Source organism: Arenibacter sp. ARW7G5Y1, assembly GCF_003201775.1.
GTDB lineage: Bacteria > Bacteroidota > Bacteroidia > Flavobacteriales > Flavobacteriaceae > Arenibacter.
In genome coordinates this window covers 56,207-72,671 of the sequence record NZ_QJJZ01000009.1, presented here as the reverse complement: position 1 = coordinate 72,671, position 16,465 = coordinate 56,207, and the positions used below count along the sequence as shown (strand labels likewise).

Below are 16,465 nucleotides of genomic sequence, written 5' to 3'. Positions count from 1 at the left end.
GCCTTATACCATCACTTGGGTCTGGACCAACCACAATTGACGATTTTGCAAAGGGGACCACAACTACCCATTAATAAAAGGTATTGAACCTAGATCTCGCCGAAAAAGGCGGGATTAGTTGAACTTGCAATTTTAAGTGCGTCTTACCGACTTCTCAAAATTGAGTTTCACTAATAAATTGACAGAGTTGACAAAAATAGACCTAAGAGGAGTACAACCATAAACAAAATATAATGAAACACTTATTGGTACCAGTAGATTTCTCAGAACACTCCGCCTATGCCCTAGAGGTAGCTGCCGGCATTGCAAAACAGCAAAACGCGGATATTACCCTAATCCATATGCTGGGAATTTCAGAAGCAGTGATTGCCGAAGATGATTTATTGGAGTATGAGGAAGCCAAATACTTTATGGGACTTGCAAAGAAAAAATTTAAAAGCTTCTTGGACAAACCCTATTTAAAAGATATCACTATTCGTAAAATAGTGCAGAACTACAAGGTATTCAGTGAACTCAATAATGTTGCCAAGGAACAAAATATAGATCTGATCGTAATGGGTTCGCACGGCAGTACGGGCTTCAATGAAATTTTTATCGGTTCCAATACCGAAAAGGTAGTACGCACTTCCGATGTCCCCGTTTTGGTTATAAAAGGACAAAATTCCAATTTCACCATACGAAATATCCTATTTGCCTGCAGTTATTCGGAAGATATGATCGTGGCGTATAAAAATGTTAAGCTAATGGCAGAAAAATTTTCGGCCAAACTAAAATTGGTCTACATCAACACCCCCTATCAGGATTTTTTGAGTACACCTGAAGCTGAGAATCGCATAGCCAAATTTATGTTGAAGGCCGGGGACACCAAATCCAAAGTAGAGGTATACAATGACCACAGCGTGGAAGTTGGCATACTGAATTTCAGCAAGACCGAAGATTTTGATCTCCTCGCACTACCAACACATGGCAGAAAAGGCCTTTCACATTTCTTGCTTGGAAGTATTGGTGAGGATATTGCAAACAAAGCCGGACTACCGGTTATGACATTTAAGATCTGAACAGGAATCGGAATCCCAACCCCATCCAAAGTTCTATTTCTTTAGCAAAAGTTCCAATTTGCCCAACATTACCAATTCTGCCTTGTTTTTTCCTGCGAAACTATTGGAAATGGCATGGGCCGTATCCAAAATAAGCACCTTGATAAACGCGGTGAACAACCCCCCATTGTCTTTATAGAACTCCTTAAAACTTTCATAGCACACTTCACTATCCAGATCATTTTCCATAGACCAATCGAATACCGATTCGATTTGAAAGGCCGCGTCCGTACCAAATTCATCCTCCAACCCATCAACCTCCAACCAGTATTTTCTAATGAACGACCTAAGCTTGCTTATTTCCTTACCATGAACGCGGGAGTCTGCCTTGGCGATGGCATAGAATAATTTTCCAAGGTTTTCATACAATTTCTTACCTATTGCCTTTGAATTTTTCATTTTCTTATTGTTGAAGATAACAAGCTAAAATTAGCGCATAACCCTATTTTTTTATATGACAATAATCAGTTTAAAAATTTTATCTTTGGATAATGCAGGCCTTTCAAAAAAACAGTGACATATTCAATCTACTTTCCGAAGGGGTATCCGAAGGAATTATTGTTGTAAATACCCAACAGATTATAGTAGCCACTAATTCCTCTACCGGATTAATGTTTGGTTATAATAAGGGCGAGCTCCTCGGAAAACCCTTGGACACCCTTATTCCAAGAAGGTTCCACAAGCATCATGGAGACCATGTGGAAGACTTTATCGAAAAAAGTGAACGCAGGCAAATGGGTAAGGGAAGGGATTTGCATGGAGTACGAAAAAACGGCGAGGAATTTCCAGTTGAGGCGGGCCTAAACCCTTTTGAGCTATATGGCGAAACCTATGTAATGGCCTTGGTAATAGATATTACCGAACGTAAGATCAAAGAAAGGGAACTTAGCCATTGGGCCAGAATATTTGATGAGTCCTTAAACGAAATTTACGTTTTCGATGCCCTTACACAACATTTTGTAAGTGTAAACAAAGAGGCCCTTCGAAATATGGGCTATGACTTGGAGGAATTTAAGGCCATGAAGCCTTTGGATATAAAGCCCTATATGGATGCAACACAATTCCAAGGGCTTATAGAGCCTTTGCTTTCCGGGGCAAGGGACAAGGTGAAATTTGAAACCGACCATCAAAGAAAGGACGGATCCATATATCCCGTGGAAGTACATTTGCAGCTATCCACATTTGGTGAAAGGGATGTTATAGTTGCCATAATCCTCGATATTACGGAACGTAGGAATTATACCGAAAAACTAGAAAAAAAAGTCCAGGAACGCACCAAACAACTTACCGAAGCCCTGGCCAAAGAGAAGGAATTGAACGAACTTAAAACTCGCTTCCTCTCCTTGGTTTCCCATGAATTCAAAACCCCTTTGAGCAGCATACTTACCTCCATAACCTTATTGGCCAAGTATACCGAAAGTCACCAACAGGATAAACGGGACAAACATGTGGAAACCATAAAGAACAAAGTACGTTATCTGGATACCATTTTAACCGATTTTCTTTCCGTGGAACGCTTGGATTCCGGAAAGGTAAATTACAAGATCGAAACCTTCCCCCTAAGCAAAATTATAAACGAGGTAGTCTATGGTGCCAACATGCTCCTTAAGGCGGGCCAAACCATTCAATATCCAGAGAATATCGACGACATTTTTATCAGATTTGATGAAAAAACATTGGAACTGGCCTTGTCCAACCTGATCCACAATGCCATTAAATATTCCCCTGAAGATACAACCATTAGCCTAGCGGTCAGTAAGGAAAAAAACAATGTATTAATTAAAGTCATAGACCGTGGGATTGGTATTCCTGTCGAGGACCAAAAACATATTTTCAATCGATATTTCAGGGCGGAAAATGCATTATTGAACCAAGGCACGGGCATTGGACTCAACATTGCCAAACAGCATTTGGAGAATCTTGGCGCCACCATTGAATTCACTAGTGAAGAAAACAAAGGATCTATTTTTACCATAGTGATCCCTTTAGAAAATATAAATTGAAAGAACAATGAAGACTATTCTATTGATCGAGGACGATAGGGCCTTACGTGAAAACACCGAAGAGCTTTTGGAGCTTTCAGGCTATAGTATGATTACCGCCCCCAACGGTAAAATTGGTATTCAATTGGCAAAGGAAAAACTACCCGATATTATCGTCTGTGACATTATGATGCCGGAAGTAGATGGTTATGGTGTATTGAAAGACCTGTCGTCAGATGAAAAAACCAAACATATTCCCTTTATATTCCTATCTGCCAAAACCGAACACAAAGAGATACGGCGAGGAATGGATCTGGGAGCGGACGATTACCTTACCAAGCCTTTTGAAGAGGAAGACCTCGTAAATGCCATTGAAAGTCGTTTGGCCAAAGTGGAACTCTTGGGGCGAATGGCACAGGACGCAAAATCAGACCCCTCCAACTCGGAAGATCAGATTCGTACCTTGAACGAGTTGAAGAATTTTTTTGACGACAATGGCGAACCTAGTAGTTTCCCCCAAGGAAGCTCCATCTACCTAGAAGGTACCTATTCGCATAAAATATATCTTATCCTAAAAGGGGTAGTAAAATGCCATACAATGGACGAGGATGGAAAAGAGCTGATTACTTCCCTTTATAGGGCCGATGACTTTTTGGGATTTACCTCCTTTATAGACAATATTCCATACCAAGAATCGGCAACTGCCATTGAGGATACGGAACTGGCCGGAATTTCCAAGGAAAATTTAAAGCAAGTACTGGAAAAGAACCACAATATCTCCTTGGAACTAATGGAACTGCTTTCTGGAAATATTAAGGACATAAAACAACAATTGTTGCAAATGGCCTACAGTTCCGTTCGTAAAAAAACCGCCCAAACCTTGTTGCAATTTGCAGAAATAATGAATAAAAAAACCGAAGACCCCATTAAAATCTCCCGAAATGATTTGGCTAGTGTAGCCGGTATTGCTACCGAAAGCCTTATTCGTACGCTTTCCGGATTCAAAAAAGAAGGGCTCATAGATATCGAAGGAAGGAATATCCGTATCAAGGAATTAAAGGCCCTGCAGTACATAAATTAAGTATATTCTTACTCTATATTTTATTCAAACTGACCAATGTCATATTTCATTTTTGGCCTTAAGTATAATTTTGCTCCCAAATGGACATATAATATTGAATGAAGAGTATACTGTTCCCCACCGATTTTTCCCAAAATTCCAGAAATGCCATTGAATATGCCATAAAGCTGTTTAAAGATGCTCCCTGTAATTTTTACGTACTCCATGTTGATGCATTGAGTCAATCCGGTGTGGATAGCAATTCCCTTATTATGCCGCCCAAAGTAGCCAATTTACCCCATAGGGATAACCTTGCTGCTACCTTTGCACACATAAAGACCCTTAGCACCAATAAGGAACATCACTTTATTGCCCTCCATGAGTTTGGAAATCTCATAGATATTATTCGCAAGACCGTATTGGACAAAAAGATAGATTTGATTGTCATGGGCACCAAAGGGGCCTCGGGCTTAAAAGAATCCATCTTAGGGAGTAATAGCGGCAATGTCTTGACCAAAGTACCCTGTAATCTATTGATGATTCCAGAAAAGGCCGTTCAAAAAAATCCCAAAGAAATTGCCTTTCCTACCGATTACAATATCTTCTATTCCCACTCTATTCTGGAGGCAATTTCCCAAATGATCCATCTCACCCAAGCTAAGCTAAGAGTTGTTAATGTCTCCAAGCCCGGTGTTCCTTTAAACAATGTCCAAAATCAGAATATGACCTATTTGAAGGACTATTTGTTGGAGCTTTATGAAAAATCGCATAGCATCCACCATCTAAAACACGATAGGGTTAAAAGTGCCATTGAACAATTTGTGGTCAACGAGAAAATAGATCTGGTAATCATGGTGGCCAAAAACCTCAACTTCCTTCAACAACTGCTGTTCGACACCACCATTAAAAAGATTAGTTTTCAGACCAGCGTTCCCCTACTGGTTTTGCACGAATAAATTTATCCAAATAAATCGATGTTGGGCTACTGATAAATGTCATAGGTTTTATAGGTCGCTACCAATAACTTTGGTAAGTACACAAAAGAAAACCTATGAGAACAGTTCTGATTCCTACCGATTTTTCCAACAGCGCAATGCATGCCATAGATTATGCACTAAATCTATATAAATGTGAACGCACCAATTTCTACTTTTTGCACGCTTATGCAGACGAGGTTTATGGTCCGTACAAGACCAATGGGGAATCCTCCATACAAGTGCAAAAAGAAACGGTAAAAAAGAATACCGATGAGGCATTAAAAGACCTGATTCAAAAACTTACCGCTAGGGAGAACAACCCAAAACACTCTTATGAAACACTCTCTGCATTCGACACCTTGGTAGATGCTGTCAATGATTTTGTCAACCAAATAAATGTAGACTTGGTAATTATGGGTACCAAAGGTAAAACTGCCGACAAAAAAATTACTTTTGGCAGCCATACAGTGCAGGTTTTCAAATACGTACAGTGCCCCGTGCTCGCTGTACCACTGGACTATAAGTTCCAACAGCCAAAGAAAATATTGTTTCCCACAGATTATATGCTGCCTTACAAGCGAAGGGAATTGAAGTTGTTGAATACCTTGGCATCCGAATTTAAATCGGAAATACATTGCCTACACCTTTCAGACTTTGATGATTTAAGCACAAGACAGATAGATAACCAACGCTTCCTTAAGGAATCTTTGGCAGAGGCGTATTTATTTTTTGAACGACGCCCCACCAAGAATAAGGCGGAAGCTATAATGGATTACATTAAAAAAAATAACATCAATCTATTGGTCATGGTAAACTCGCGTCATTCATTCCTGGAGGATATGCTTTACAGATCCACGGTAGACGAAATTGGGCTACGATTAAAACTGCCATTTTTGGTGATGCAGAATCTACCCAGATAATTTTAATAGCTAAAAGGATGAAAAAAATTCTATTGCCTACCGATTTTTCCGACAATGCCTGGAATGCCATATTTACAGCATTAAAACTCTATGCGGATGTCCCATGCAAGTTTATCATTTTACATGCCTACGAACCAAAAGCCATGAACATGTTGGGGCAAAAAAGTCAACAGCGATTGGGCGTCATTTATGACTCCCTAGCACAGTATTCGGCCCAGGAACTAGATAAAATTTTAGCTTACCTCAATCAAAACCACAACAACCCGAACCACTTTTTTGAAACCATTTCCAAATCCGACACTTTGGAAGGATCCGTTAAGGATATAGTTTCTAATAACGACATAGACCTCATAGTAATGGGCACCCAAGGCGTCACCGGGGCAAAGGAAATCTTTATGGGAAGCAATACGGTAAGAGTCTTAAAACAACTTAAAAATATTTCCATAATAGTAGTGCCCAAGAACTATAACTTCCAAAAGTTAAAAACACTGGTCTTTCCAACGGATTATACTAGAAAGTTTGAAAAGTTTGGGCTATTGCCCATGACAGAATTAACAAACCTTTGGAATGCAACAATACAGGTAATCCATGTAGCGGTAGAATTTATTCTCACCGATGTCCAGAAAGCGAACCTGCATATTCTGGAAGAACGATTGGCCGATACCACATATTCCCTTAATGAAGTAAGATTCGACACCAATATTGTGCAAAGTGTTGAGCAGTATGTTAACAAATCCAGGGCAGACCTACTTGCCATGGTGAGATACCACCATAGCTTTTGGGAAAGAATTATAGAGGAGCCTGTTGTTAAAAAAATAGCCTTCCATTCCATGGTGCCGGTCTTGTTCCTTCCCGGGCAAACCTAGGAAGACAATCAAAAGCTGTTCCACCATTGATATGGTCCCATGTTTCCGAAAATTAGTTCATAAACGGTCTTACTATTATTAAACCCCTAAAGGCTACACCCTCCAGGTAGAACAATTTGCACAGGGTGGCCCCAAATACACGGTAAATAAAAAAGTATGAAAGCAAAACATATACTCCTGCCAACGGATTTCTCTGCAAACGCCCGCAATGCCATAGACTACGCAGTATACCTATTTGAAAAAGTGGAATGTGTTTTCCATATTTTACATGCCTTTGAAGTTGGCCCGTCCAATTTGAGCAGTACTATGGGCAAGGCTAAAGACACTCGCTTATTTAGAGCTATAAAAGATGAATCCCAGAGAGACATAAAATCCCTAATGGACGAATTGGAATCGGTAAACAAAAATAGCTTGCACTCCTTCAACGGATTGAGTATCGCCGACTCCTTGGTAAACGCCATTGGCAGAACCACCATAGATAAAGATGTACAATATATTTTTATGGGAACCAAAGGTTCCTCTGCTCTCAAAGAAGTATTTATGGGCAGCAACACGCTAAGGGTGATACAAAAAATAGACTTCTGCCCTATTATTGCCGTTCCTGGGAAATATGATTTTGAGGCTCCGAAGAAAATAGCCTTTGCCACAAATTTTGAACATATATATAGTGAGGTAGAATTGGTACCGCTTTTGGAATTGGCTAAATTATGGGACTCTAAAATTACCATTGTGCATATCGGTATCGGTAAAGAATTGCACCCCCACCAACAAACTGCCAAGGATTTATTGCCCAAAAGGTTCCTTGACATAAAATACGGTTTTGAAGAAATTAAGGGACATAAGAATATTTCAGGGGCAATAAATAACTATACCCATGTAAATGACAATATAGGAATGATAGCCATGGTAAATTATTGGCATAGTTTCTTCGAGAAACTTACCAACGAAAACGTTATTAATAGGGTAGCTTTCAATACCGAAGTACCTTTTCTAATATTTCCGTTAATTGAACCCTGAAGACCGCTATCATCATGAAATTATTACAGCCAATATGATATATGTCATTGGGGAGCAAATAAAGAGCAATTAATTTTAGTTCGTTAAAGGGAACCTTATTGAACCGTTAAATCAACTTTTATGAAAAATATATTGATACCTACCGACTTCTCTGATAATGCGTGGAATGCCATTAAGTATGGAACAGCATTGTATTCCAAAACCAGATGTACTTTTCATATCGTCCATATAAATCCTATTTCCTATAATTCCGGTGGTGAGGCAGCCATGTATGCCTCGGCAGAACTCTTGGAGGAAAATATTCTAAAGGAGAGTAAGGAGAAATTGGTAAATTTGCTTAATGAGATCGAACGTCTGCCCTTAAACACTAAGCATAGCTTTAATACTACTGCATTGTACGGGTTTTTTACAGATCATATAAAGCAAGAAGTAAAGGACAGAAATATAGACCTGATCATTATGGGAACTAAAGGTGCCAGTGGCCTTAAAGCTGTTTCCCTGGGAAGCAATACGGGCAATGTCCTTACCAAAGTACGATGTGCGGTTTTGGCCGTGCCCGAGGACGCTGAATATAACAACCCACGTGAAATAGGGTTTCCCACAGATTTCCAATTAAGTTATGATATAAAGGTGCTGAACCATATCAAGGAACTTGCGGTAATGCATAACTCCGCATTGCGCTTTCTATATGTGTCTCAAAAAGGGAAGGACCTCAGTGATCTACAAATGAAGAACAAGGAATTTATAAAGAACTATTTTAGGGAAAATGAACATTCCTTTCATACCCTTACTATAAAAAATTTGGATGATGCGGTACAGGCATTCGTTGAAAGTAGGGATTTGGATATGTTGGTTATGGTGGCCAAGAACCTAAACTTCTTGGAGCGCATCCTATTTAAACCAGCGGTCGAAAAAATCAGTTACCATACCAAGATTCCATTTCTAATAGTACACGAATAAGCATATTGGATCTCAATTGCGGGGCAATCCTTGGGGTATCCCTTTAAATATGCTGTTGCACCACCCCAACAATGTCATTCTTTTGAAGTACTCCGGATTGTCGCCAAACCTGCTTTCCGTTTTTAAACAACAACATGGTGGGTACTCCCCTTACTTGGTAAGTGTTGGCCAAGGATTGATTCTTGTCCACATCGATCTTTATAATTTTTAGGGTACTTCCCAATTCGTCCTTTACCTGTTTTAAAATGGGCGCCAACATTTTACAGGGTCCGCACCAATCCGCGTAAAAGTCGACTAGCACCGGGGTATCGGAATTGATTATATTGTTAAAACTGTCCTTCATAATTTAATTTTTAGAAAGTAAAATTACCTAAACAGAGGGAATATGAAACTGACGAATATCATGGTTTTCAAAATTCTTCCGCTTTAGATTTACCATATTAAAGTAAAAAGCACCATGAAAAGAATATTGTTACCCACTGATTTTTCAGACAACTCCATTAAGGCTATTGGCTATGCCTTGAAGATCTTTAAAAATACCAAATGTAAATTTTATCTTGTGAATACCTATTTACCTCCGGTATACAATGCGGAATATCTGGTTGGAAGTCCGGGTCTTATAGGCTTGGGTGACGTAATGCAGGAAACGTCCATGACCCAACTGGAGAAACTAAAAAGTGATTTTGAAATGGAATACAACAATCCTAATCATAGCTTTGTTGTTCAAACTGCATTTAACACCTTGGTGAACGAAGTGTTGGAAACCGTTGAATCCGAAGGTATAGATTTGGTAGTAATGGGCACCAAAGGCGCCACAGGGGCCGAGGAAATCCTCTTTGGAACCAATACCGTACATGTAATACGAAAGGCCAACTGCCCAGTATTGGTGGTACCCCCCAATTTCGAGTATGAGAATCCTTTGGAAATCCTATTTCCTACCGACTATGAAATTGAATACCAACAGGAGAGGTTAAATCCACTTTTGGAGATAGCCAATGAGCATGGATCCCAAATAAATGTGTTGCACGTATCCACAGGCTATGAACTGACGCCGGATCAAAAAAAACAAAAAAAAGGCCTTGAAAAAATGTTGGGCCACAAGGCATTATTCCATGATGTACCCAATAATGAAATTATAGACGCCATCAATACCTTCCAGGCCAAGGAAAAAATTAACCTCCTGGTCATGGTACAGAACAAACATACCTTTATGGAGCGACTTTTTATTGAACCAGTGATCAAAAAAATAGGACTTCACGTTACCATACCGTTTTTGGTAATTCCACAATTTTAAATCGTAGATAATGAAAAATATACTTGTTGCCACCGATTTTTCCAATAATGCCTATTGTGCCCTATTCTATGCAACAAAGCTTTTAGCATCGGAAACTTGTACTTTTTATATTCTAAACACCTATTCGGAACTAACCATTTCCCCCGGCAGAACACTCCCCATCCTAAATATCAAAAAACATCTAAAGGAACTGGAAACCGAGTCCAAGGAAAAGTTAACGCATACCAAGCATAAAATAGTATTGGACAATGAAAATCCCCTACATACCTTCAAGACCATTTCCCAAAAAGGCGACTTGGTAAATATCATAGCGCAAAAAATACAGGAGCTTAAGATCGATTTGGTAACTATGGGAAACAAAGGACTTACAGAAGCAACCGATGTGTTTTTTGGGAGCAATACCATTAAGGTTGCCGATAATTTAAAATGCCCCCTATTGGCCATTCCAGGCGAAATGGATTTTCATCCCATTAAAGAAATTGCCTTTGTTACCGATTTGAGAAAGGATTGCGGCCAAGAGATTATTGACCAGCTCTTGGAAATTGCTTCTTTGTCCAATGCAACTATCAGAGTCGTTCACGTTCAGGAACAACATATACTGAACAAGAGCCAGGAGGAGAACAGAAAAAAGTTGGAGGTTGGACTGAATAAGGTAGGACACTCATTTCAATGGATCAAGAATTTTGACGACAAAGCCAAAGTAATAGATGTTTTTTTGGAAAAATTGAAAGTGGACCTGTTCGCCATGGTTCATGAAAAGCGCAATCTTTTTGAAAAACTTACCCGGGAACCAGTGGTAAAAGATCTAAGCATGTATTCCGATATCCCATTCCTCATTCTCCCTTCCCAAGACTGACCGTTGTCATAGTAAATGTCTCGAAAGGGTATTATTTTTAATAAAACGAAAGAAGCATTGCCATGGACAAAAGAATATTAATTCCTACCGATTTCTCCAAAAATGCCCTGAACGCCACCCGCTATGCCTTGGATCTTTATGCAAGACTTAACTGCGAGTTCTATTTTTTGAACGTTTTCCGTTTGGATAGTTATACTACAAACACCCTTATAATGCCAGAACCTGGCAGTGCAGAATACGAAGCTGCCAAAGGGGCATCGGAGGAAGCCTTTGCCAAATTATTGGACATGCTGGAACTACACCATGACAACCCTAAACATCGTTATCACACAATTTCTTCCTTTAATTTCCTCTCAGAAGCCATAAAACAGACCATTGCCAGCAATGACATAGACCTGCTCATTATGGGCACCCAGGGAGCTACGGGTACCAAGGGAGTTATTTTTGGCAGTAATACGGTAAATGCCATGGAGAAAATAAGGGAGTGCCCAGTAATGGCTATTCCTGAAGAATTTCGATTTTCAACCCCCAAGGAAATTGTCTTTCCCACCAATTACAAATCTACATATAGCCGTAAGGAATTGAATTATTTAATCGAAATAGCTAAAATGCACGATACGTCAATACGTATTTTACATTTTTCCAAAAAAACTGGGTTGGATGCAGGTCAAGAAACCCACAAACAACTCTTGGACGATATTCTTAAAAGTGTAGACCATAGCTTTCACACACTTACGGACAAGGACATCGCCCAGGGCATCACCTCTTTCGTAGAGAGTAGAAACAGTGACATGATAGCATTCATCAACAAAAAACATTTTCTGTTCGGTAGTATATTTTCCAGGCCATTGGTCAAAGAAATTGGTTATGATGCCATCGTTCCCATTTTGGCTTTGAACGAATCCTAAAAAACAATGTTTTACCAAAAGTAATACATATTGGTCCTTGATGTCAACCGAAATCAAAGGTTTAAGAATACCAATTATAAATATACAAGGATCTTGCTTTACTGTTGATTAGCGCATTACTCCCGATAGTTGTCGGAAGGTCTTATTACTAACAAATAAATATAATCAGATGAAAAATATTGGAATATGGATGGATAGGGAAAAAGCCCATATCATTCGTTTGGATCATAAAGACGAAAATATGGAAACCATTTTTTCTGAAGTAGAATTTTTTAACCGTAAGGGAACATCGGGTCCTAGGGTAAAATCCGGTGCAACCCAGGATGTTACCCATGACCGCACCTATTTGGAAAGGGAGAAGGCACAACTAAAATCATATTTTAAAAAACTAGTAGATGCCATAGGCGATGCTGATGCCATAGCGCTTTTTGGCCCGGCAGATACCAATGAAAAGTTTAGAAAAGAACTGTTGGAACACCACAAAAGCCTGGCAGCAAGAGTAAAAGCCGTCACCAAAGCCGATAGCATGACAGAGAACCAGACCAAAGCCTTGGTTCGTGACTTTTTTGACCCAAAAAAATAGTTGGTTATTTTTTAATTGGAGACCGCTGCAGCAAATATTGTTCTGGCGGTCTTTTTAAAATCCTTTGCCCATGAACAGTCCCCTAGACTTTATAAACGACCCCATAGTAATGCGGTTTGCCCAACTTTTTCTGTGGATACTGGCCATTGTACTTTTTATTGGGTTTCTTAGAAGGACACTTAAAAAAAGAATAGAGAACGTCTCCGTTAGATATAAGGCTCAAAAAGGGGTGGAGATTATTGGTTACGTACTAATCTCGCTCTTGATCCTAATGGCATTTACAGTTGAAAATATTAAGGACTATACCATTATTATAGGTCTGTTTACAGCTGGTATAACATTTACCCTTCAAGAATTGATCCTCAGTATTGCTGGATCCTTCTATATCTTTTTTGTAAAGGTCTATAAACCAGGGGACCGTATTGAAATTAACGGTATTAAAGGAGATGTAATAGATATAGATAGCATCTATACTACTTTAATGGAGATCGGGGAATGGGTTAGTAGTGACAACTATTCGGGCAGGATCGTCAAAATTAGCAATGCTTTTGTTTTTAAGGGTCCCATAAAGAACTATTCCATGGATTTCCCCTTTGTATGGGATGAACTCAATATATTTATAACTTATGATTCGGATGTTGCGCTTGCCAAAGAACTGGTCTTGGAAAAAGCAACGGATTATCTTTCCGAATACACCAAGAAATCGTTGGCAAAATGGGAGGAAATGGTGGAGCACTATTATATAGAAAATGCCAAAATTGCCCCTACCCTGGCCATTAGTCCAACGGATAATTGGATCACTATAAATTTAAGGTATATCACAGATTATAAATTAAGGCGTATTACTAAGCACGAATTGTTCCAGCAAATTATACAGGCACTTGTGGCTACGGATGACAAAGTAAAACTAGCTTCCACCACCCTGCAACTACTAAAAATACCTGAACTGGATATTAATCTTAAGCACTGATATGGAAAAGGAAATGGACATTAAAATACTAAAATCCTCTGGGGAACGCGCCATATTTTCATTGGATAAACTGCGTAAATCCCTTAAGCACAGTGGGGCCGACCATAATCTAGTGGAACAAATCGTAGGCCGGGTAAAGGATGAACTCTACGACGGCATCTCTACTAATGAGATTTATAATAGGGCCTATGCCCTTCTGAAAAAAACCAATCGGTCTTTGCTTCAAAATATAAACTAAAAAAAGCCATATACGAATTGGGACCAACAGGCTTTCCCTTTGAACGCTTTGTGGCCGCCATCTTGGAGTATTCGGGCTACCAAACCCGGGTAGATGAAATTATGAACGGTATCTGTGTAACCCATGAAATTGATGTAATAGCAGAAAAAAATGGCACTGTCACTATAATAGAGTGTAAGTTCCATTCGGAAGAAGGGCGAAACTGCAACGTTAAGATTCCCCTCTACATCCATTCCAGATATAATGATGTAAAAGCACATTGGGCCACCAAGAAAGGGGAAAATAGGCCTCTGGATAAAGGCTGGGTGGTAACCAATACCCGTTTTACCGGCGATGCCATAGCCTACGGTAAATGTGCAGGCATGTATCTATTGAGTTGGGACCTACCTTTAAATGACGGTCTTAAGGACCGTATAGATCGTCTGGGGCTTTACCCCATCACCGTATCCACCCTACTCAGCAATAGGGAAAAACAGTTTTTGTTGAGCAGGAATGTTGTGCTATGTAGGCAACTATGGAAAGATAAGTTCTTTTTGGACCATATGGGCATTAAGAACACCAGAAAGGAAAAAATCCTAAACGAAATTAAACAGCTCTGTAACCATTAAAACATGAATACTATCAAAATACATTTTCTGGGGGCCTCGGGAACCGTAACAGGCTCAAAGTTTTATTTGGAAACCCCAGAATTAAACCTAATGATCGATTGTGGCATGTTCCAAGGTCTAAAGGAACTTAGGCAACTTAATTGGTCCCCCCTTCCAATAGATGCCTCCAAAATAGATTTGGTTTTATTGACCCACGGACATCTCGACCATACAGGATACTTGCCCAGATTATTAAAAGAAGGTTTTAAAGGAAAGATTATAGGTACGGCCCCCACCTTGGCGGTTACTCGGATTATTCTTTTGGACAGTGCCAAGATACACGAAGAGGAAGCCGAACGTGCCAATAAGGAAGGGTATAGCAAGCACAACCCTGCACTCCCATTTTATACGGTAAAACAAGCCGAGCGTACTATCGATTTGTTTCAATCCAAGGAGAAGGATATTTGGATTACCCTATCGGAGCATATTCGTCTCAAATACAGATATAATGGCCATATCATCGGTGCCACCTTTATTGAACTGGAAATCTTTGGAAAAATGTTCGTTTTCTCTGGGGACGTAGGCCGATTGCAGGACTACCTTTTGGAAACCCCGGAACGTCCTAAATGGGCCGATTATCTTTTTGTGGAAAGCACCTATGGGAATAAATTACATCCAGAGGAAGATGTGGAGGAAATACTCAGCAATCTCATAAAAACAACCCTTCGGGAAAAGGGAAACCTGATTATCCCGTCCTTTGCCGTAGAGCGACTACAATCTTTAATGTATCTGCTTTGGCAATTGTATAAGAAAAATAAAATCCCCAATATTCCCATTTTTATCGATAGCCCTATGGGCAACAATGTGCTAGCTGTTTTTGAACAATTTCCACGTTGGCATAAACTGTCCACGAACGAGTATAATGCCATGTGCAATCATTTCAATATCATTACCTCTTATGCAGACACTTGGAAGACCATTGACGATCCCAGATCCAAAATTGTTATTGCTGGAAGCGGCATGGTATCCGGAGGCAGGGTTCTTACCTATTTAAAACAGTTGATAGACATCCCATCAACATCGGTTCTATTAGTAGGTTACCAAGCGGAAGGAACCCGGGGCCGCCAACTTCTGGAAGGGGCCTATGAAATAAAGCTGTTTGGAAAATATTATCCGGTTAAAGCAAAAATTCATCATTTGGAAAGTCTATCGGCCCATGCCGATCAAAGTGAGTTGTTACATTGGATGGAGGAAATTGAAAATATTCCGGAAACCGTTTTCCTTATCCATGGCGAACCTACTTCCTTGGATGCATTTAGGGTGAAGATAAAGGATGTTCACAGTTGGAAGGTGCACATTCCTAAATTGAATGAAATAGTTAAGATATTTATTAGTGAAACTCAATTTTGAGAATTCGGTAAGACGCACTTAAAATTGCAGGTTGAACTAATCCCACATTTTTCGGCGGGATCTAGGTTCAATACCTCGACCCTAGGGTCGATTCCTATCATTGGGTTCAGGGCCTGCCTTTGTCGGAAGACAGGCCTACCTTTATCGGCAGACAGGCCTGCCCTGAGGTTTAATACCTTTTATCTAAAATGAAGATGACAATTCTCATTGCAAGTGTTTTTTCCAGTCGCTAAATTTATCCGATCTCCAGAATTATGAAAAATAAAGAACCTATTATGGACAAAGAAAAACAAGCTGCCTCATGGCACTGGAAAATACAGCAATGGAAATTGAAGTTTCAATTAATGGATGACGAAATTGTTTTTATTAAACGTTTATTGGATTCCAACGCCTTTAAGGATAACATCCCCAACCTCTTTGAACGTCTACAGGATTTTAAAACCCGGTTGCAATTAATCGACAAGAGAAATGCTGCCGTAAGGGCCCAAATTTCCTTGCACGAAAACAATTTGGGCAGCGAGTTGAATGTAGGGGACAACTCCATTGGTGCGGACGACATTAAAAAAAGTAATAGTCTACAATTGAAGGTCGATGAATGTCAGGGGGATTATCAAGATCTAAAAAGCGAAATTTTTAACTATACCGGAAGCCTACTTATATAGAGCAAGCCCAAAGTGAAATAAGGGTAGTAATGACCAACGTCATATTATTTTTCAGTCACTTTTACTACCTTGGCGACT

The 16,465-nt window shown here is 39.6% G+C and carries 17 protein-coding genes and 1 pseudogene; 16 read left to right on the top strand and 2 right to left on the bottom strand.

What is annotated here, in order from left to right; genetic code table 11:
- Positions 1-233: 233 nt before the first annotated feature.
- Complete coding sequence (locus C7972_RS13850) at positions 234-1,058, top strand: universal stress protein (protein WP_110356775.1); 825 nt, start codon at positions 234-236, stop codon at positions 1,056-1,058.
- A 33-nt stretch (positions 1,059-1,091) separates the two neighbouring features.
- On the opposite strand, the gene C7972_RS13845 is transcribed toward C7972_RS13850, so the two are convergent.
- Positions 1,092-1,496 (bottom strand): hypothetical protein, encoded by a 405-nt coding sequence (locus C7972_RS13845; protein WP_110356774.1) that lies wholly within the window; start codon positions 1,494-1,496, stop codon positions 1,092-1,094.
- Between the two features lie 92 nt (positions 1,497-1,588).
- Here C7972_RS13845 and C7972_RS13840 point away from each other — a divergent pair, with 92 nt between their 5' ends.
- From C7972_RS13840 to C7972_RS13810, 7 genes are all read left to right on the top strand, one after another.
- Complete coding sequence (locus C7972_RS13840) at positions 1,589-3,100, top strand: PAS domain-containing sensor histidine kinase (protein ID WP_110356773.1); 1,512 nt, start codon at positions 1,589-1,591, stop codon at positions 3,098-3,100.
- A gap of 7 nt (positions 3,101-3,107) precedes the next feature.
- Positions 3,108-4,160 (top strand): response regulator, encoded by a 1,053-nt coding sequence (locus tag C7972_RS13835; protein ID WP_110356772.1) that lies wholly within the window; start codon positions 3,108-3,110, stop codon positions 4,158-4,160.
- Between the two features lie 98 nt (positions 4,161-4,258).
- Entirely contained in the window at positions 4,259-5,095 is an 837-nt protein-coding gene (locus tag C7972_RS13830; protein ID WP_110356771.1) for a universal stress protein, read from the top strand.
- A 95-nt stretch (positions 5,096-5,190) separates the two neighbouring features.
- Positions 5,191-6,036, top strand: a complete 846-nt coding sequence (locus tag C7972_RS13825) for a universal stress protein (protein WP_110356770.1) — start codon at positions 5,191-5,193, stop codon at positions 6,034-6,036.
- 17 nt (positions 6,037-6,053) lie between these two features.
- Positions 6,054-6,902 carry a universal stress protein gene (locus C7972_RS13820; protein ID WP_110356769.1) on the top strand — a complete coding sequence of 283 codons (849 nt, stop codon included), beginning with the start codon at positions 6,054-6,056 and terminating at the stop codon, positions 6,900-6,902.
- A gap of 156 nt (positions 6,903-7,058) precedes the next feature.
- Positions 7,059-7,919 carry a universal stress protein gene (locus C7972_RS13815; RefSeq protein WP_110356768.1) on the top strand — a complete coding sequence of 287 codons (861 nt, stop codon included), beginning with the start codon at positions 7,059-7,061 and terminating at the stop codon, positions 7,917-7,919.
- 120 nt (positions 7,920-8,039) lie between these two features.
- Positions 8,040-8,879, top strand: coding sequence for a universal stress protein (locus C7972_RS13810; RefSeq protein WP_110356767.1), 840 nt, complete (start codon positions 8,040-8,042; stop codon positions 8,877-8,879).
- A 43-nt stretch (positions 8,880-8,922) separates the two neighbouring features.
- On the opposite strand, the gene trxA is transcribed toward C7972_RS13810, so the two are convergent.
- Positions 8,923-9,222: a thioredoxin gene (gene trxA, locus C7972_RS13805; protein ID WP_110356766.1), complete on the bottom strand. Its 300-nt coding sequence runs from the start codon at positions 9,220-9,222 to the stop codon at positions 8,923-8,925.
- A 114-nt stretch (positions 9,223-9,336) separates the two neighbouring features.
- Between trxA and C7972_RS13800 the strand changes: the two genes are divergently transcribed.
- The 8 genes and pseudogenes from C7972_RS13800 (at position 9,337) to C7972_RS13765 (ending at position 16,387) form a co-directional block, all read left to right on the top strand.
- Positions 9,337-10,173, top strand: coding sequence for a universal stress protein (locus C7972_RS13800; RefSeq protein ID WP_110356765.1), 837 nt, complete (start codon positions 9,337-9,339; stop codon positions 10,171-10,173).
- Between the two features lie 10 nt (positions 10,174-10,183).
- Positions 10,184-11,029, top strand: a complete 846-nt coding sequence (locus tag C7972_RS13795; protein ID WP_110356764.1) for a universal stress protein — start codon at positions 10,184-10,186, stop codon at positions 11,027-11,029.
- Positions 11,030-11,091: 62 nt separating this feature from the next.
- Complete coding sequence (locus tag C7972_RS13790) at positions 11,092-11,937, top strand: universal stress protein (protein WP_110356763.1); 846 nt, start codon at positions 11,092-11,094, stop codon at positions 11,935-11,937.
- A 169-nt stretch (positions 11,938-12,106) separates the two neighbouring features.
- Complete coding sequence (locus C7972_RS13785; protein ID WP_110356762.1) at positions 12,107-12,520, top strand: hypothetical protein; 414 nt, start codon at positions 12,107-12,109, stop codon at positions 12,518-12,520.
- A gap of 70 nt (positions 12,521-12,590) precedes the next feature.
- Positions 12,591-13,490: a mechanosensitive ion channel family protein gene (locus tag C7972_RS13780; RefSeq protein WP_110356761.1), complete on the top strand. Its 900-nt coding sequence runs from the start codon at positions 12,591-12,593 to the stop codon at positions 13,488-13,490.
- A 1-nt stretch (position 13,491) separates the two neighbouring features.
- Positions 13,492-14,336: pseudogene (locus C7972_RS13775) on the top strand (restriction endonuclease).
- A 3-nt stretch (positions 14,337-14,339) separates the two neighbouring features.
- On the top strand, positions 14,340-15,725 hold the full coding sequence (locus C7972_RS13770; protein WP_110356760.1) for an MBL fold metallo-hydrolase RNA specificity domain-containing protein: 1,386 nt from the start codon (positions 14,340-14,342) through the stop codon (positions 15,723-15,725).
- A 254-nt stretch (positions 15,726-15,979) separates the two neighbouring features.
- Positions 15,980-16,387: a hypothetical protein gene (locus C7972_RS13765; protein ID WP_110356759.1), complete on the top strand. Its 408-nt coding sequence runs from the start codon at positions 15,980-15,982 to the stop codon at positions 16,385-16,387.
- Positions 16,388-16,465 lie beyond the last annotated feature (78 nt).

Coding starts and splice junctions, on each gene's coding strand:
- C7972_RS13850 (WP_110356775.1), top strand. CDS start 234: ATGAAACACTTATTGGTACCAGTAGATTTCTCAGAACACTCCGCCTAT.
- C7972_RS13845 (WP_110356774.1), bottom strand. CDS start 1,496: ATGAAAAATTCAAAGGCAATAGGTAAGAAATTGTATGAAAACCTTGGA.
- C7972_RS13840 (WP_110356773.1), top strand. CDS start 1,589: ATGCAGGCCTTTCAAAAAAACAGTGACATATTCAATCTACTTTCCGAA.
- C7972_RS13835 (WP_110356772.1), top strand. CDS start 3,108: ATGAAGACTATTCTATTGATCGAGGACGATAGGGCCTTACGTGAAAAC.
- C7972_RS13830 (WP_110356771.1), top strand. CDS start 4,259: ATGAAGAGTATACTGTTCCCCACCGATTTTTCCCAAAATTCCAGAAAT.
- C7972_RS13825 (WP_110356770.1), top strand. CDS start 5,191: ATGAGAACAGTTCTGATTCCTACCGATTTTTCCAACAGCGCAATGCAT.
- C7972_RS13820 (WP_110356769.1), top strand. CDS start 6,054: ATGAAAAAAATTCTATTGCCTACCGATTTTTCCGACAATGCCTGGAAT.
- C7972_RS13815 (WP_110356768.1), top strand. CDS start 7,059: ATGAAAGCAAAACATATACTCCTGCCAACGGATTTCTCTGCAAACGCC.
- C7972_RS13810 (WP_110356767.1), top strand. CDS start 8,040: ATGAAAAATATATTGATACCTACCGACTTCTCTGATAATGCGTGGAAT.
- trxA (WP_110356766.1), bottom strand. CDS start 9,222: ATGAAGGACAGTTTTAACAATATAATCAATTCCGATACCCCGGTGCTA.
- C7972_RS13800 (WP_110356765.1), top strand. CDS start 9,337: ATGAAAAGAATATTGTTACCCACTGATTTTTCAGACAACTCCATTAAG.
- C7972_RS13795 (WP_110356764.1), top strand. CDS start 10,184: ATGAAAAATATACTTGTTGCCACCGATTTTTCCAATAATGCCTATTGT.
- C7972_RS13790 (WP_110356763.1), top strand. CDS start 11,092: ATGGACAAAAGAATATTAATTCCTACCGATTTCTCCAAAAATGCCCTG.
- C7972_RS13785 (WP_110356762.1), top strand. CDS start 12,107: ATGAAAAATATTGGAATATGGATGGATAGGGAAAAAGCCCATATCATT.
- C7972_RS13780 (WP_110356761.1), top strand. CDS start 12,591: ATGAACAGTCCCCTAGACTTTATAAACGACCCCATAGTAATGCGGTTT.
- C7972_RS13770 (WP_110356760.1), top strand. CDS start 14,340: ATGAATACTATCAAAATACATTTTCTGGGGGCCTCGGGAACCGTAACA.
- C7972_RS13765 (WP_110356759.1), top strand. CDS start 15,980: ATGAAAAATAAAGAACCTATTATGGACAAAGAAAAACAAGCTGCCTCA.